Source organism: Microbispora sp. CSR-4 (assembly GCF_008033685.1).
GTDB lineage: Bacteria > Actinomycetota > Actinomycetes > Streptosporangiales > Streptosporangiaceae > Microbispora.
In genome coordinates this window covers 1-15,928 of sequence record NZ_VJVX01000034.1, presented here as the reverse complement: position 1 = coordinate 15,928, position 15,928 = coordinate 1, and the positions used below count along the sequence as shown (strand labels likewise).

Annotated in this window: 10 protein-coding genes; 6 read left to right on the top strand and 4 right to left on the bottom strand. The window is 73.5% G+C overall.

The window, feature by feature from the left end; genetic code table 11:
* The first annotated feature begins 160 nt into the window (after positions 1 to 160).
* The 3 genes from FLV34_RS23640 (at position 161) to FLV34_RS23630 (ending at position 6,769) form a co-directional block, all read left to right on the top strand.
* Positions 161 to 3,112, top strand: a complete 2,952-nt coding sequence (locus FLV34_RS23640) for a LuxR family transcriptional regulator (RefSeq protein WP_147944078.1) — start codon at positions 161 to 163, stop codon at positions 3,110 to 3,112.
* An 81-nt stretch (positions 3,113 to 3,193) separates the two neighbouring features.
* Positions 3,194 to 4,315, top strand: coding sequence for an alpha/beta fold hydrolase (locus FLV34_RS23635; protein ID WP_142650375.1), 1,122 nt, complete (start codon positions 3,194 to 3,196; stop codon positions 4,313 to 4,315).
* Between the two features lie 36 nt (positions 4,316 to 4,351).
* Entirely contained in the window at positions 4,352 to 6,769 is a 2,418-nt protein-coding gene (locus tag FLV34_RS23630) for a GMC oxidoreductase (RefSeq protein WP_142650374.1), read from the top strand.
* Here FLV34_RS23630 and ligD read toward each other — a convergent pair.
* Complete coding sequence (ligD, locus tag FLV34_RS23625) at positions 6,754 to 7,962, bottom strand: non-homologous end-joining DNA ligase (protein WP_142650373.1); 1,209 nt, start codon at positions 7,960 to 7,962, stop codon at positions 6,754 to 6,756. The genes FLV34_RS23630 and ligD overlap by 16 nt on opposite strands.
* Before the next feature lie 132 nt (positions 7,963 to 8,094).
* Here ligD and FLV34_RS23620 point away from each other — a divergent pair, with 132 nt between their 5' ends.
* Positions 8,095 to 9,519, top strand: a complete 1,425-nt coding sequence (locus FLV34_RS23620; protein WP_147944077.1) for a cytochrome P450 — start codon at positions 8,095 to 8,097, stop codon at positions 9,517 to 9,519.
* Between the two features lie 288 nt (positions 9,520 to 9,807).
* On the opposite strand, the gene FLV34_RS23615 is transcribed toward FLV34_RS23620, so the two are convergent.
* Complete coding sequence (locus FLV34_RS23615; protein WP_260617429.1) at positions 9,808 to 10,734, bottom strand: sugar phosphate isomerase/epimerase; 927 nt, start codon at positions 10,732 to 10,734, stop codon at positions 9,808 to 9,810.
* 21 nt (positions 10,735 to 10,755) lie between these two features.
* On the opposite strand from FLV34_RS23615, the gene FLV34_RS40665 reads away from it, so the two are divergent.
* Positions 10,756 to 10,998, top strand: coding sequence for a hypothetical protein (locus FLV34_RS40665; protein WP_187280710.1), 243 nt, complete (start codon positions 10,756 to 10,758; stop codon positions 10,996 to 10,998).
* Positions 10,999 to 11,072: 74 nt separating this feature from the next.
* On the opposite strand, the gene FLV34_RS23610 is transcribed toward FLV34_RS40665, so the two are convergent.
* Entirely contained in the window at positions 11,073 to 12,074 is a 1,002-nt protein-coding gene (locus FLV34_RS23610; protein ID WP_147944076.1) for a phosphotransferase enzyme family protein, read from the bottom strand.
* 642 nt (positions 12,075 to 12,716) lie between these two features.
* Between FLV34_RS23610 and fusA the strand changes: the two genes are divergently transcribed.
* Positions 12,717 to 14,786: an elongation factor G gene (fusA, locus tag FLV34_RS23605; RefSeq protein ID WP_147944075.1), complete on the top strand. Its 2,070-nt coding sequence runs from the start codon at positions 12,717 to 12,719 to the stop codon at positions 14,784 to 14,786.
* 259 nt (positions 14,787 to 15,045) lie between these two features.
* Here the strand turns inward: fusA and FLV34_RS40660 are convergent, their stop codons facing one another.
* Positions 15,046 to 15,276, bottom strand: a complete 231-nt coding sequence (locus tag FLV34_RS40660; RefSeq protein ID WP_187280709.1) for a hypothetical protein — start codon at positions 15,274 to 15,276, stop codon at positions 15,046 to 15,048.
* Positions 15,277 to 15,928: the final 652 nt, after the last annotated feature.

The window sequence follows — 15,928 nt, the reverse complement described above, 5'->3', positions numbered from 1 at the left end:
AATCGCCCGAACTGACCGGTTCCTTTTCGAATACTTTCCATAGGGTGTCAATGCCGGACCTGCCCCCTGCACGGGTCCCGTGATCTGTAAAGTGCATTTACTGGATAATGTCGGCGCGGCCTGGCGGGGGGCGGCCCGCGCGTTCGCGTGTGGGGTGCGAATGGACGGACGCACGACCGGTCCGGTCGTCACGGGCACGTCCACGCCCCTCGTCGGACGGCGGGACGCGCTGGCCGCGCTGCGCGGCGCGATGGCCGCGAGCCGTCGCGACGGGTTCCAGTTCCTCGCGCTGGCCGGTGAGCCGGGCGCGGGCAAGACGCGGCTGCTCGGCGAGCTCGCGGCGATGGCCGGCGCGGACGGCTTCACCTCCTTGTGGGGACGCGCCGCCGAGTATGAGCAGATGCTTCCCTACAGCGCCCTGGTCGACGCGCTCGACGACCATCTCGACGCACGCCGGGAGGAGGTCGTCAGGGCCGTGGGGGCCGGGCAGGCCGCCCTGCTGTCCGGCGTCTTCCCCGGGCTCGCGGCCGAAGGGGCTCCGGCCGCCGACGAGCCCGCGCTGGCCGACGACCGCAGCGGCCTGGCCCGCTATCGGCTCTACCGGGCCGTACGGCACCTGGTGGGCGCGCTGGCCGGGCCGTCCGGCCTGCTGCTGGTGCTCGACGACGTCCACTGGGCCGACGACGGCACCATCGAGTTCCTCGACCACATGGTGCGGCACCCGCCCGCCGGTCCGGTGCTGATGGCCGTGGCCTTCCGCCCGGCCCAGGCCGCCCCCCGCGTGGCCAGGCTGGCCGCGGCGGCGGGACCGCGCGGGCACGAGGTCGTGGTCGGTCCCCTCAGCGCCGCCGAGGTCCGGCAGTTCCTCGGCCCCCAGGTCAGCCGGGGGCGCAGCATGGCCCTGTACGAGGCCAGCGGGGGCAACCCGTTCTATCTCGAGGCGCTGGCCCGGATGGACGGCACCGACGTGACCGAGCTGCCGCCGACCGTGCTCGCCGCGCTCCAGGTCGAGCTGGCCGACCTGTCCCCCGGCGCCCTGCTGGTGGCCCAGGCCGCCGCGGTCGCCGCCGACGAGTTCGAGCCGGCCGTCGCCGCCGTGGCCGCCGAGGTGCCGCCGGCCGTCACGCTGGCCGCGCTCGACGAACTGGTCGAGCGCGACATCGTCCGCAGCGCGGGCGGCCGGTTCCGCTTCCGCCACCCGCTCGTACGGCGGGCCGTCTACGAGTCGGCGGCGGCGGGCTGGCGCCTGGGCGCGCACGCCAGGATCGCGGCCCACCTGGCCGAGCTGGGCGCCCCGGCGACCGTACAGGCCCACCACGTGGAGCATTCTGGGTCGTTCGGCGACCGGCGAGCGGTGGAGGTGCTGGTGGAGGCGGCCCGCGCGGTGACCGCGCACGCGCCCGCCACCTCGGCGCACTGGCTGCAGGCGGCGCTGCGGCTCATGCCGGACGACGCCGCGGCCCGGGAGGAACGGCTCGCGCTGATGCTGGAGCTGAGCTGGGCCCAGGGGATCAGCGGCAGGCTGGCCGAGGGCCGCGACACCGCACGCGAGCTGCTGCGCATGCTGCCCGACGACGACTACCCCCGCAGGGGCCGCGCGGCCCGGGTCTGCGCGCTGATGGAGCGCCAGCTCGACCGCCCGCAGGAGGCCAGAGCGCTGCTGCTCGACGAGCTGAGCCGGATGCCCAACCCCCGGGCGGCCGCCGCGGTGCCGATGCGCATGCGCCTGGTCGCCGAGAGCATGATGCGGGTGGACTTCCGGGCCGCCCAGGCCGTGCTCGACCTGATGCCCGACAACGCCGACGACTGGGAGCCCGGGCTCGCGGTCGCGGTGGCGGCGCTGCGCCCGATGCCCGCCCTCGCCGCGCGCCGCATCGACGACGCGCTGCGCTACGCCGACATCGCCGGCAAGCTGCTCGCGGACGCGCCGGACGAGCACCTGTCCGAGTGGCTGGACGCCATCGCCTGGCTCTGCTGGGCCGAGTCCTACCTGGGCCGCTATGGCGATGCGCTGCGCCACTTCGACCGGGCGGCGGCCGTCGCGCGGTCGACCGGGCAGACCTACATCCTGACCAACCTGCTGGCGGGCCGGGCCAAGACGCTGGTGGCGACGGGCCGCCTGGCGGAGGCCAGGGCCACCGCCGAGGAGTCGGTCGAGTGCGCCCGGCTGCTCGACTCCGGCCAGCAGCTCGTGTTCGCGCTCACCCAGCTCTGCCTGGCCGAGTCGTGGAGCGGCGACGACGAGGCGGCCATCCGCGCCGGCGAGGAGGCCGTACGCTGCGGCGTCGGGGCGGGCGAGACCTGGGAGGCCACGGCCCGCTACGCCCGAGGACAGGCCCTGGTCAACGCGGGCCGGTTCGCCGAGGGCGTCGAGGCGGTGCTGGACGCGTGCAACCGGTTCGACTCGCCGCGGGTGGACCCGGGCACGCTGCTCCAGGCGTGCGAAGCGCTCGCCTACGCGGACGCCTCCCGGGAGACGAGTGCCGTGGCCGGCGCCGTGCTCGGCGTTGGGACCGGGACCGAGGCGGGCGCCGAGGCGGTGGCTCGGGCGGGGCAGTGGGCGGCGCTCGCCGTACGCCTGGAGGAACCGCGGCTGCCGGCCTACTGCGGCTTCGCCTCGCTCGCCCGCGCGCACGCGCTGTCCCGCGAAGACCCGTCCGCCGCGGCCGCGGCGGCGGAGGAGGCGGCCCGCGCGCTGGCCGCGGGCGAGCGGCGGCTCGACGCGGGCCGGGCCCTGCTCACCGCCGGGCTCGCGCATCTCGGAGCGCCCGGCGGCCGTAGCCGCGCCAGGGAGAACCTCCGCGCCGCGGCCGAGATCTTCGACTCCTGCGGCGCCCGCGCGCTCAAGGCACGCACCGAGCGCGAGCTGCGCCGCCTCGGCGTACGGGTGGGCGGCGGCGCGACCACGGCCGCGAGCGGGGAGGCGGCCAGGTTCGGGCTGTCGCCCCGGGAGCTGGAGGTGGCGCTGCTGGTCGCCGAGGGGCTGACCAACCAGCAGGTCGCCGAGCGGCTCTTCCTCAGCGTGCGTACGGTGGAAACGCACCTGTCGCGGATCTTCGCCAAGCTGGAGGTGACCTCCCGGGTCGGCGTGGCCACCGCCCTTACGCGCTGAGTGCGGACAAGTACGGGTTTTCCACGATGTCGCCGCTATAGCCGGTCCTGGGATCGTAGCCCCGGGCAGAAAGGCGATCGAATGGAACACCGCATACCCCGGTTCACGCTCGACGGCGTGCGCAACGCCGAGGTCACGGTCCATCCGTTCGCCACGGAGGACGAGCTGGGGTTACAGCTCACCCGGTTCCGTAGTCACGACACGCCGGCGCAGGGGGCGCAGGACGACGTCGTGCTGCTCGTGCACGGACTGACCTCGTCGAGCGACATGTTCATCATGCCGGAGCACACGAACCTGGTCCGGTTCCTGCACGACAACGGGTTCGGCGACGTGTGGGCGCTGGACTTCCGGATGAGCAACAGGTTTCCGTACAACATCGAGACCCGCAGGCACACGCTGGACGACATCGCCCAGTATGACCACCCGGCAGCACTGCGCGAGATCCGCCGCCATGTGGGGGCGCGGCGGATCCACGTGGTGGCCCACTGCCTGGGGTCGGTGAGCTTCCACATGAGCCTGTTCTCCGGGGCCGTCAGCGGGATCGCCGGCGTGGTCGCCAACAGCGTCGCGCTGACCCCCCGGGTGCACCCCTGGGCCCGGCTCAAGCTGACCCTCGGCCCCACGCTGCTGGAGTACGGCACGGGCCTGCCCTACCTGGACCCCCGGTTCAAGGACGCGCCCCCGCTGTCGCGGCGGTGGCTGCTGGCGCGCGCCGTCTCCTACTTCCACCCCGAGTGCCGGGAGCCCGCCTGCCACATGCAGAGCTTCATGTGGGGCAGCGGCAGGCCCGCGATGTACCGCCACGGCAACCTGTCGCCGAGCACGCACGTGCACGAGCGGCTCGCCGACCTCAACGGCGCCTGCGACCTGCACTACTACCGGCACGTGCGGAAGATGGTGGCCGCCGGGCGCGCGGTGAAGTACGACACCGGCGACCCGAGGTTCGCCGCGCTGCCGGACGACTACCTCGTCAACGCGGCCGACGTCGACACGCCCATCCTGTTCCTGACGGGCGACCACAACGACGTCTTCACCGACTCCAACATCGTCTGCCACCGCGTCCTGTCGAAGGCGGCGCCGGGACGGCACGAGCTGCGGGTCCTGCCCGGCTACGGGCACATCGATCCCCTGATCGGCCGGAACGCGCACCGGGACGTCTTCCCGCACATCCTCGACTTCCTGAAGCGGCACAGCGGTCGCTGACCACGGCGCTGAGAGACCATTACTGAGAGATCATTCATGGAACACGTCGACGCGGTCGTGGTCGGTTCGGGTTTCGGCGGCTCGGTCGCCGCCTACCGTCTCGCCGAGGCGGGGCTGTCGGTGGTGGTGCTGGAGCGCGGCAGGGCGTACGCGCCGGGGGACTTCCCGCGCGGCCCGGCCCAGCTCGGCCGCGCCTTCTGGGACCCCGCCGAGAACCTGTACGGGATGTTCGACATCTGGAGCTTCTCCGACTGCGACTCGGTGGTCGCCAGCGGCCTCGGCGGCGGCTCGCTCATCTACGCCAACGTGATGCTGCGCAAGGACGAAGACTGGTTCGTCCACGAGCAGGCGCTGCCCGGCGGTGGTTACGAGTCGTGGCCGGTGACCAGGGCCGATCTCGAACCGCACTACGACGCGGTCGAGCGCATGATCGGCGTCTCGCCCTACCCGCTGAGCCACGCCGGCTTCGACGACACGCTGAAGACGCTCGCCATGCGGGACGCGGCCGCCGAGCTGGGGCTCGACTGGCGGCTTCCGCCGCTGGCCGTCAGCTTCGCGCCGTCGCCCGGGGCGCAGCCCTGCCAGGGTGTGCCGCTCACCGATCCCGCGTACGGCAACCTGCACGGCGTGCCACGCCGTACGTGCCGGTTGTGCGGCGAGTGCGACCTCGGCTGCAACGAGGGCGCGAAGAACAGCCTCGACCACACCTACCTGTCGGCCGCCCGGCGCCACGGCGCCGACCTGCGCACGCTGCACGAGGTGCGGCGCATCAGGCCGCGCGTGGGCGGCGGCTACGACGTGCAGTACATCGAGCACATGCCGCGCGGCGACGAGGCGGTGGACGACGCCGACGGGCCGCCCCGGTGGACCGGGCCGCACACGATCAGCTGCGACCGGCTCGTCCTGGCCGCCGGCACGTACGGCACGTCCTACCTGCTGCTGAAGAACCGGGCGGCCTTCCCCGGCCTCAGCGGGACGCTCGGCACCCGCTTCTGCGGCAACGGGGACATGCTGGCGTTCCTGCTGCGGGCCACCGACCGGAGCAGGACCCGGCCCATCCGGGCGAGCCGCGGGCCGGTCATCACCAGCGCGATCCGGCTCGACGACGGCGCGGACGGGCGCGGCGCCTACATCGAGGACGGCGGCTATCCCGAGTTCGTCGACTACCTGGTCGAGGGCGCGGACATGAGGCCGGGCCGGATCGCCCGGTTCCTGCTGCGGCGGCTGCGCAACATCCTCACCCACGACACCAACCTGTCGGCGGAGTTCGCCGACCTCATCGGCCGGGGCGAGCTGTCGGGCACCTCGCTGCCGCTGCTCGGCATGGGCCGCGACGTCCCCGACGGGAGGCTGCGCCTGCGCGACGGCCGGCTCGACGTCGACTGGGAGGGCGAGACCAGCGAGGACTACTACGAGCGGCTGCGCTCGATCATGCGCAGGATCGGCGACGTGCTCGGCGCGGAGTACGCAGACAGCCCGCCGTGGTGGCGCAAGCGGGTCATGACCGTGCATCCGCTGGGCGGCGCGCCGATGGGCCGCCATCCGGGCGAGGGGGTCTGCGACGCGTACGGCGAGGTCTTCGGCTTCCCGGGCCTGTACGTGGCGGACGGCGCGGCCCTGCCGGGGCCGGTCGGCGCCAACCCGTCGCTGACGATCGCCGCGCTCGCCGACCGCATGAGCACCCGGATCCTGGAGGGCCGCACGTCCCGCGCCACGCCCGTGGCGGGGGCCCAGGCCGTGCGGGTGTCCGCCGTGCCGCCGATCGAGGTGGCGGCGGAGGCGCAGGCCGGGGTTCCGGCCGCCGTGTCCGGCGGCGGCCGTACCTTCGCGGGCGGGCCCGCCGACGAGCCGAGCGTGTTCGAGGGCCGGACTTCGCTGTGGTTCGTGGAGGAGATGCGGGGACGCCTGACGCCCGGCCCGGCCCGGCGTGCGGCCCGCGTGGGCGGGGCCGGGTCCCCGTTCTCCTTCCGCCTCACGATCACCATCGACGACATCGACCGTTTCCTCACCGAACCCGAGCACGAGGCCAGGGCGGAGGGCTGGATCGAGGCCGACATGTGCGGGGGCAGGCGGCCGATCGCCCGGGGCTCGTTCAACCTGTTCGTCCCCGGGGAGACGTCCGAGCAGCGGCGCATGTGCTATCGCCTGCACTTCTGGGACGCCGACGACCGGCCCCGCACCCTGGCCGGGCGTAAGGAGATCCAGCCGGGCGCGCCGACCCGTCTGTGGCTGGACACCTCCACCCTGCACGCCCGCCTGCTGGAGGGGCACGTCGAGGAGGACGGGGACGAGGACGCCACGGTGGTCGCCACGGGGACGCTGCGCATCCTGCCGTCCGACCTCGTGCGGATGCTCACGACCTTCCGTACTGCGGGGCCGGACGGCGCGGCGGCCGTGACGCGCTTCTGCCGGTTCTTCCTCGGCGAGCTGTGGGATGTCTACGGCCCCGGCTGATCCCTCCGGTAGGACTCATAGGGGTCGTAGTCGACCTCGAGGGGCTCCTGGCCGGGGCGGTCGGGCTCGGGGACGTGCCGGAGGTTGACCCTGATCCTCGTCCACGTGGAGCTGCGCCCGCGCATCGAGTCGACCAGGACGTCGGCCGGCTGGAGCAGGCGGGCCGCCTCGGGGTGGCGGGCCTTCCACCGTTCGAGCCCGGCCATCGCCTCGTCGCGCGTGGCGGCCCTGGCGATCTCGACGAGCGGCATGACGGACTGACGCCGTCCCTGCCTGGGCGAGGCGGCGGGCTTGTCCGGCCGCGGCCCCTGGGCCTCGGCCAGCTCCAGCAGGGCGTCGAGCGACCCCGCCCGCTCGTCCATCCCGGCCCACGGGTCGCCCGTCTCGGCGAACCGGTCGGGCATCGACGCGAGCGTGAAGTCCTCCGGCCGGCACCCGGGCACCTCGTCCCAGGTCAGCGGGGCCGAGACCAGGCCGGTCGGCCGTACGGAGTAGGCGGAGGCGACGGTGTGGTCGCGGGCGTTCTGGTTGTAGTCCACGAAGACGCCCTGCCGCTCCTCCTTCCACCACCGGCTGGTGGCGACGTCCGGCTCCCGGCGCTCGACCTCCCTGGCCACGGCCTCGGCGGCGCGCCGCACCTCGCGGAAGGTCCAGCGCGGCTCGATGCGGGCGTAGACATGGAACCCGCGCGAACCCGACGTCTTGGGCCAGGCGGTCAGGCCGTGCTCCTCCAGCACGTCCCTGGCGACCAGGGCGACCCGGACGATCTCCGCCCAGCCGACGCCGGGCACGGGATCGAGATCGATCCGCAGCTCGTCGGGATGGTCGAGGTCGTGGGCCCGCACGGGGTGGGGGTTGAGGTCGACGCAGCCCAGGTTCACCGTCCACAGCAGGTGCGCGAGGTCGCGGATCACCACCTCGTCCGCCGTACGGCCCGAGGGGTAGCGCAGCTCGACGACCTCCACCCACTCGGGGCGCTTGGCGGGCGCCCGTTTCTGGAAGAACGCCTCCTGGTCGACGCCGTGCACGAAGCGCTTGAGTATCACCGGCCGGTCGGCCACGCCGCGCACCGCCCCCTCGGCGACCACGCGGTAGTAGGAGATCAGGTCGAGCTTCGTGTGCCCGGTCCGCGGGAAGACCACGCGGTCCGGATTCGTGATCTTCACGATCCTGCCGTCGAGCTCCAGCGTCATGCCGCCACACTACGTCGCCGCTCCGCCGCCGCCCGGAAGCCACGTCTCGTGCCGGTTCGCTGACATCCGGGGCCCGGAGGCTCTAAGATCGCCGCCCATAACCGCATATGTGGCTGGAAAGGCGGGCACCCCGTGATCTCCGATAGATGGTCCCCGTCGGCCGTGGAAGGGCTCATCTCGCTGCCGCTGGAGTCCCTGCTCACGGAGGACTACGAAGCCGATCCCGCGCTCGTTCACGAGCGCCTGCGCGCCAGGTATGGCCCGGTGGCCCCGATCGACGTCCTCGGTGTGCCGGTCTGGTTCGCGATCGGCTACGACGAGGTGCTGCACATCATGCAGAACCCGCGCGACATGTGGAGCAAGCGCGTGGACCACTGGCGGGCGTACGCGGAGGGGCGCGTTCCCGCCGACTGGCCGCTGCTCGCCCTCCTCCAGGCCGACAACTCGGGTTTCCACGACGGGGAAAGGCACCGGGCCCTGCGCGGCCCCTGGATCGCGGGACTCCGGCCGTTCCAGGATCCCGGGAGCGAGCAGGCGCAGCGGCTCGAACGCGCCATGGTGAGACACTGCGACGACCTCGCGGGCGTGCTGGCGGAGGGCGGGCCCGCGGGGCAGGCCGATCTCGCCGCCCAGTATGGGCGGCCGTTCCCGTTGCTCGTCGCCAACCACCTGCTCGGCGTCACGATCGAGCGCGGCGAGGAGATGATAGAGGACCAGTGGCGCCTGCTGAACGGCCCCGACTCCGCCGGGGCCTACCAGCGGTTATATGCCGCCCTCCTCGAACTGGCGCAGGCCAAACGGCAGCGGCGCGGCGACGACCTGCCGTCGTACATGATCGAGGCGAAGCCCGACCTCACCGACGAGGAGCTCGCCCGCGAGCTGATGATGCTGTCGGGTTTCCTCGACTTCACCGGCAGCCTGATCTGCAACGTCATCTTCGAGGCGATCACCAATCCCCGGCTCAGGGAGAGCGTGTCGATCGGCGCGATAGAGGAGGTGGTCAACCGCGTCGCCCTTACCAACCCGGCGCTGGCCAACCTGACCTTCCGTTACGCCAGATCGGAGGTGAAGCTGGGCCGTTTCACGATCGCGCCCGGCGACCCGGTGATGCTGTCCATCGCGGGCGCGCACACCGACCCCCGCTTCGGCGGCGCGCTCGCCCGCGACTCGGTCCGCAGCACCCGCGCCCACCTGGCGTGGGGCGCGGGCCCGCACAGGTGCCCGAGCCAGCGGCTGGCCACCCAGATGTGCACGATCGCGGTGCGCCAGCTACTCGACCGGTTCTCGGCGCTGCGGTTCACGCAACCGGCCGAGCGGCTTCCCTGGCGTGTCTCCCCCTTCGTCCGCACGATGAGCGCCCTGCCCGTGCACTACGAGATCAGCCGGAGCTTCGCCCTCACGCTTGAATCCGCCGGTGAGCCGGCGCCGCCCGCCGCGAAGGACAGCGCTCAGGACAGCGGCACAGGCGGCGGCACGGGCGGTCTGACCGACGAGGGCGACGCGCGCCCGAGGTCCCGCCTCCGGGCTTTCCTGGGCAGGCTGCTCGGCTCGCAATGAGCCGCGCGGACGCACCGGTTCGCGGGCCGTGGTCCGGCCGACCGGGTCCGGCCGGCCGGGTCCGGAAGGGAGACCTCGGCCGGCCTCGTTCGTCTGCGTGGCCAGGGCGCGCATCTCCCCCTCGACCGCCGGCCAGTGCCCCATGGCCTCTCGTGCGCCTCTCGTGCGCCTCTCGTGCGGCGAAGCCGGCGTGACGCGCGGCGGTCGTCATCCCGCCATCATCGCCGGGTCATTCGCCGGGTCATCGCCGGGCCCTGCTTCCCCGGCGGGCGCCCGGCGCGGGCCCGGTCAGGCGAGGCCGGCGGCGCGGAGGGCCTCGCCGAACGCGGCGCGGTTGGCCCGCTGGTCGGCGACCGCACGCGCGAGGGCCTCGGTGTCCGAGTCGTGGAAGGCCGGGACGTCCTGCTCGATCACGATCCAGCCCTCGTAGCCCGACCGCCGCAGCTCGGCCAGTACGGCGGGCAGGTCCAGGTCGCCCTGCCCGAGCGGCGGGAAACCACCCGCCGCGACCAGGTCCCACAGGTCTCCGCCGCCGGCGCGTACCCGGGCGAGGACGTCCCGGGAGGCGTCCTTGACATGCACCTGCCGGATGCGCGAGGACCAGTCGCGGATCGCCGCCACGGGGTTGCCCCCGGCCAGCCACAGATGCCCGGTGTCCAGGCACAGCGAGACGTCCGTCGAGCCGAGCAGCCGTTCGATCTCCTCCGGCGTCTCCACGTCGGTGCCCAGGTGGTGGTGGAAGACGGGTTCCAGGCCGCGGTCGCGGCAGCGGGCCGCCGCCTCGTCGATGCTCCGGGCGTACGCGGGCCAGTCGCCGTCGGGCAGGGACAGCCTGCGGTCGGCCGGCATGCCGGGACGGGCGAACCGTTCGGGCCGGTCGGGGCAGGCGAGCGTCGGCCGCGGCGCGAACCGCGGATCGGCCGCCCCTTCGGCGTCGCCGACGGCGGTGAACACGTCGAGCGCGGCGTCGAGCGCGGCCAGGTCCTCGCGGAAGCCGTCCGGGTCGCCGTACCGCAGGTCGACCCAGCCGCCGGCGAGCCCGAGACCCTGCGCCGCGAGCCGTTCGGGAAGGGTCCGCGTGGTGCCCAGGTAGCCGATCGGGCCGGAGTCGGTGCCGTCATACCCGGCCTCGTGCATCGTCGCGAGCATCTCCTGCGGCCCCAGCGGCGCGCCGTCCTGGCGGTAGACGCCGAAGTTGACGGGCGCGCTCGCCACTCGCACTTCCCAGGGGGAGGTGTGCGCCCTCACCCCGTCACCTCCGGCACGAGCCGGGGCTGCGCGGCGAGCGGCTCGCCGCTCATGCTGGGCCGGCTCGTGATGGGCCGGCTCGCGGTGGGCCGGCTCGCGGTGGGCCGGCTCGCGGTGGGCCGGCTCGTGATTGGCCGAAGGGCCTCCCGCCGCACCGCCTCGGCCGCGTTCTCGCCATCGGGGTCGCGGGACACCTGCTCACCCTCTCCGCTTCTCGGGGACGAACCATGACAGAGCATGGTCCGCCCGATTGAACCACAACCCGCTCGGCGCATCCTGCGATCAGGCGTGGTCACAGCGACTTCTCAGAGTGATCCGCCGAGGTAGCGCTCGGCCAGATTGCAGCTTCCCTCGGTGTAGCCCGCGCCGAGCTCCCCGGCGATGTCGGCGGCCGAATGGGAGCCTATCCACGCGACGAGGAGGAGGCGGCGGAACATGATGAACGTCCAGATCTCGGCCTCGTCTTCCTTCGGCAGGTCGAGCACGGACCGGTAGCCGCGCACCCACGACTCCGCCATGTGCGGCACCTCCGGCCGGTGCTCGATGAAGCTGACGGCGGCGCCGAAGTCGTAGAGATACCAGCCCAGGCCGCAGTCGTCGAAGTCGATGACGCTGGTGCCCGCCCGGCCGTCCACGAGGAGGTTGGCCAGGCGCAGATCGGCGTGGATGAGCCCATATCGGTCGGGGCCCTTGCCGAACCGCTCCAGCCTGCGGCGCAGCTCGGCCTCCAGCCGGGCGAGCACCGTGTGCGCCTCCCGGTCGACGCCGACGCCGTCCTGCCACCTGCCCCACCGCGCCTCGGGGCCGAAGGCGGCGTCGAGGTCCCAGTGGAAGCGGGTGAAGAACGCCGGCCTCGCCCAGGCGCGGGCGTGGCGGTGCATGCGGGCGGTCAGCGCGCCCAGCCGTTCGAACTCCTCCACCAGCCGGTCCTCGGCCGGCTCCGCGCCGGGAAGGAACTCGAACATCACACAGTGACGCGGCTGCTCACCCGGTTCCCGGACGGTGACGACCCGCGAGCCGTCGCGGGCGGGCAGCACGCGCGGCGTGACGATCCCGGCCTCGTCGCGCAGCGCGTCGAGCCAGGCGAGCTCGCTCGCGATGGCCTCCGGCGAGTGGTAGCCGAGCCGGTGGACCCGCAGGATCGTCGTACGCCCGCCGTCGGCGACCGTGAAGGTCGCGTTCTCCGAGACGTTGAGCAGCGTCACCGAGGCGTCGGGGGAAACGTCGTAGTGGCGAAGGGCGCGGCGGGCGACCCCCTCGACGCGCGTGAGGACGTCACCGCCTGCGGACAGGTCGTGGACCTGCATGCATTCTCCTAAAGGGCCCTCGGGAAGTGTCCGTCAAATCTTCCCCCGGATGATGTCTCCCCCGTCGCTCGCACTCCCCGCGCCGCGTGCCGCCCCGCACACCCGAGCGAAAAACTCTTTGCGCGCCGGGGCGGTTTCCGTACACTCGCCAGTGATCACGCGCGCCGCGCCGCGGCGTGCGCCCTGACCGAGTGAGAGGAGTTGACCATGCGCCAGCGCGTCGCGGTCGTCGTCCTCCGGTCACGGCACGAGGTGATCCTGGTGTCTACGTCGCTCCCCGGTGCCCGCCGCGCGGCCCGCACCGGACGTTCCTGACGAGCTTTCGCACCCCTGCTGAGACTTCCGTATCTCCGCTGAGACCTCTGCTGAGGTCGGAGCCTGCGGCCGCACTGTGCCTATAACGCCGGGCGCACTGTGCCTATAACGCCGGGCGCACTGTGCCGATAACGCCGGGGCCGCATGCGGGCTCGCGGGGTGGTGCCACGTGCCCGCTCCGCCTGCCGTCCGCCTGCCGTCCGCCTGGCTCCCCGGCGGTCCTCGCAGGGTCTCCCGCAGGGGTCGCGCCCGGCCGGAATCCGGCCGGTTCGTCTCGTCAGGCCAATCGCGCCCGCCACCGTACGCACCTTTCCGAAGGGCATGGCCATGCGCGCCGACCTGAACCGCAATCACCTCGTACCGCTGACCGGCATCCGCAACCTGGGCATCCTCGCCCACGTCGACGCGGGTAAGACCACCGTCACCGAACGGATCCTCTGCCTCACCGGCACCGTCCACCGGCGCGGTGAGGTGCACGAGGGCACCACCGTCACCGATTTCGACCCCTTGGAGCGCGACCGTGGGATCACCATCTTCGCCGCCGCCGTGAGCTGTCTGTGGGACGGCCACCGCATCAACCTGATCGACACCCCGGGTCACGTGGACTTCTCCGACGAGGTGGAGCGGTCGCTGCGGGTGCTCGACGGCGCGGTCGCGGTGTTCGACGCCGTCGCCGGCGTGGAGCCACAGAGCGAGTCGGTGTGGCGGCAGGCCGACCGGTACGGCGTGCCGCGCATCGCGTTCGTCAACAAGATGGACCGCGCCGGGGCCGACCTCGACACGGCGGTCGAGTCGATCCGCGAACGGCTGCGCGTCATCCCGCTGGTCGTCCAGCTGCCCATCGGGCGCGAGGACGGGTTCACCGGCGTGGGGGACCTCCTGCGGGTGCGAGCGCTGGTGTGGGAGACCGGCCGTGACACGGTCACCGAAGGCCCGGTGCCGGACGCCCTCGCCGACGAGGCCCGCCGGCGCCGGCGCCTGCTGGAGGAGAACGTCGCCGAGCTTCATCCGGCGGCGCTGGAGGAGTTCTGCGCCCTTCCGGAGATCTCCGCGCCGACCCTGGTCGCCGCCCTGCGCGACCTGACCCTGCGTGGTGAGGCCGTGGTGGTGCTGTGCGGCTCGGCGTACCGCAACCGTGGCGTCGAACCGCTGCTGGACGCCATCGTGGCCTACCTGCCCGCGCCGTCCGACGTGCCGCCCGTACGCGCCGCGGGGGACGATCCCGGGCAGGAGCGGCCCGCCGACCCGGCGGCGCCCTTCGCCGGGCTGGTCTTCAAGGTGCACGCCGCCCCCACCGGTCGGCTGACGTACCTGCGCGTGTATTCGGGGACGATCAGGAGAGGAGACGTCGTGCTGGACGCCGGCGCCCGCCGCACCGAGCGGATCGGACGCATCCTCCGGGTGCAGGCCGACCGGCACACCGAGACGGACCACGCCACGGCCGGTGACATCGTCGCGGTGGCCGGGATCAAAGCCGCCCGCGCCGGGGCGACCCTCTGTGCTCCCGGGGCACCGCTGGTCCTCGAACCGCCGGTCACGGCCTCGCCGGTGGTCTCCGTGGCCGTCGAGCCGCGCGGGAGCGGCGACGCCGACCGGCTCGCGACCGCGCTGGCCCGGATGGCCGACGAGGACCCCTCGCTGTCGGTCCGCACCGATCCCGAGACCGGCCAGACGGTGCTGTCGGGCATGGGCGAGCTGCACCTGGAGGTCGCGGTGGAGAGGCTCCGCCGCGACCACCGGCTCGACGTCGCCGTCGGACGGCCGAGGGTCGCCTACCGGGAGACCGTCGTACGCGGGGTGTCCGGGCTGCTCTATCGGCACGTCAAGCAGGACGGCGGCGCCGGGCAGTTCGCGCACGTCGTGCTCGACGTGGAGCCGCTCGACCATGACGCGGGCTTCGAGTTCCGGTCGACGGTCACCGGCGGCCGGGTGCCGCGCGAGTACGTCGGCGCGGTCGAGGCCGGCTGCCGGGACGCTCTCGCCGAGGGCCCGCTCGGTGGCCACCCGGTGACCGGCCTGCGGGTCACGCTGACCGACGGCGCGACCCACCCGAAGGACTCCTCGGAGATGGCGTTCCACACGGCCGGGCGGCTCGCGCTGCGGGAGGCGTTGCGTGCCGGTGAGATGGCGCTGCTGGAACCGCTGGCCGAGGTCACGGTCACCGTGCCCGAGGACGCCGTCGGCGGGGTGCTGGGCGACCTCGCGGCCAGGCGCGGCCGGGTCACCGGTTCGGCGGCGAGGGCGGGCACCGTCGTGGTCACCGCGACCGTGCCGCTGGCCGAGCTGTTCGGGTACGCGACCGGGCTGCGCGGCCGGACCCAGGGCAGGGGCTCCTTCACCAGCCGCCCCGCGGGCCACGCCCAGGTGACCGGTCCCGTGCCGGGCCTGACCCGGTAGGCAGCCTGCCCTTGGCCCTCACCGGCCCCGTAGCGACCCCGTAGCGGCCCCGCACCGGCCGTGCTCCCTGCCTCGCTCCGGCCCCGTCCTCGTCTCGGCGCGGACGGGGCCGTGAGGCCGCCGACGGCACGACACTGGTGACCATCCCCTTGCCCACGCCCTCGCGCACACCTCGACGAGCTCGCGTCCCTCTTGGGGTACGTCCGTGTCCCCAGGCTGGACCCCACGCCGACGCACCTGCCTACGCGGTCGCGTACGCCTACCAGCGGTTCCTGGACGACCTGCGCGAAGGCGGCACCTCGGCCAGCGGCTCCATCGCCTCGGGCGGGGCCTCGGGCGGCGGCTCAGGTGCGATCTCGAGCGACGCCTCGGGCGGCGGCTCAGGCAGCGCCTTGAGTTGCGGCTCGGGCAGGACCTCGGGCGGCGCTTCGGGTGTGCCCGATTTCGCGCACGGCGCCGCACGGCACCGCAGCATCGAGTCCGTGGTCACGACGCCCTGACCACAGCCCCTCAGCCGCCCGCCCGTATCGCGCGGCCCCGACCGCGGTCCCCCCGGTCGTCTGGCCGTATCGCGCAGCCCTGCGGTGCGCTGCGAAGCACTGTTAGCACGTGGAGCGCCGTCGAGCACTGCGGCGCGCTGTGAATGCCTGTGATCATCGTGAAGCCCAGTGGACAGTGCACCGGCAGCCGCCGCCTCATGCCTTGCCTCGTGCCTTGCCTCGTGCCTCGCGTCGGCCCTCGGCTCGGGTGGTAACGGATGCAGCCGCCGGGCCGGCCCACGCGTCCCCCGGGCATGCCCTGTGCGTCGCCCGGGCCTGTCCTACGCGTTGCCTGGGCCTGTCTGCGCGTCCACCCCGCCCGGCGCCTCCCGCCTTACTCCCGCAGCCGCCGGGGCCTGTCCGCGCGTCGCCCGGTGCCGCGTCGCCCGGTGCCGCGTCGCCCTCCTTGTGCCCCCGTCTTACTCGCCCAGCCGCCGGGGCCTGTCCGCGCGGCGCTCACCCCCGTACCACCGGCCTCAGTCGTGTAGTCGTCGGGCTCGTCCGAGGCGGTGGTAGGTGAAGGCCCAGCGGTCTTCGCCTACGTTGCGGCGGGTGTAGCGGTCGGGGTGCTGGTAGCGGTCGCGGTTGTGGAACTGGCAGGCC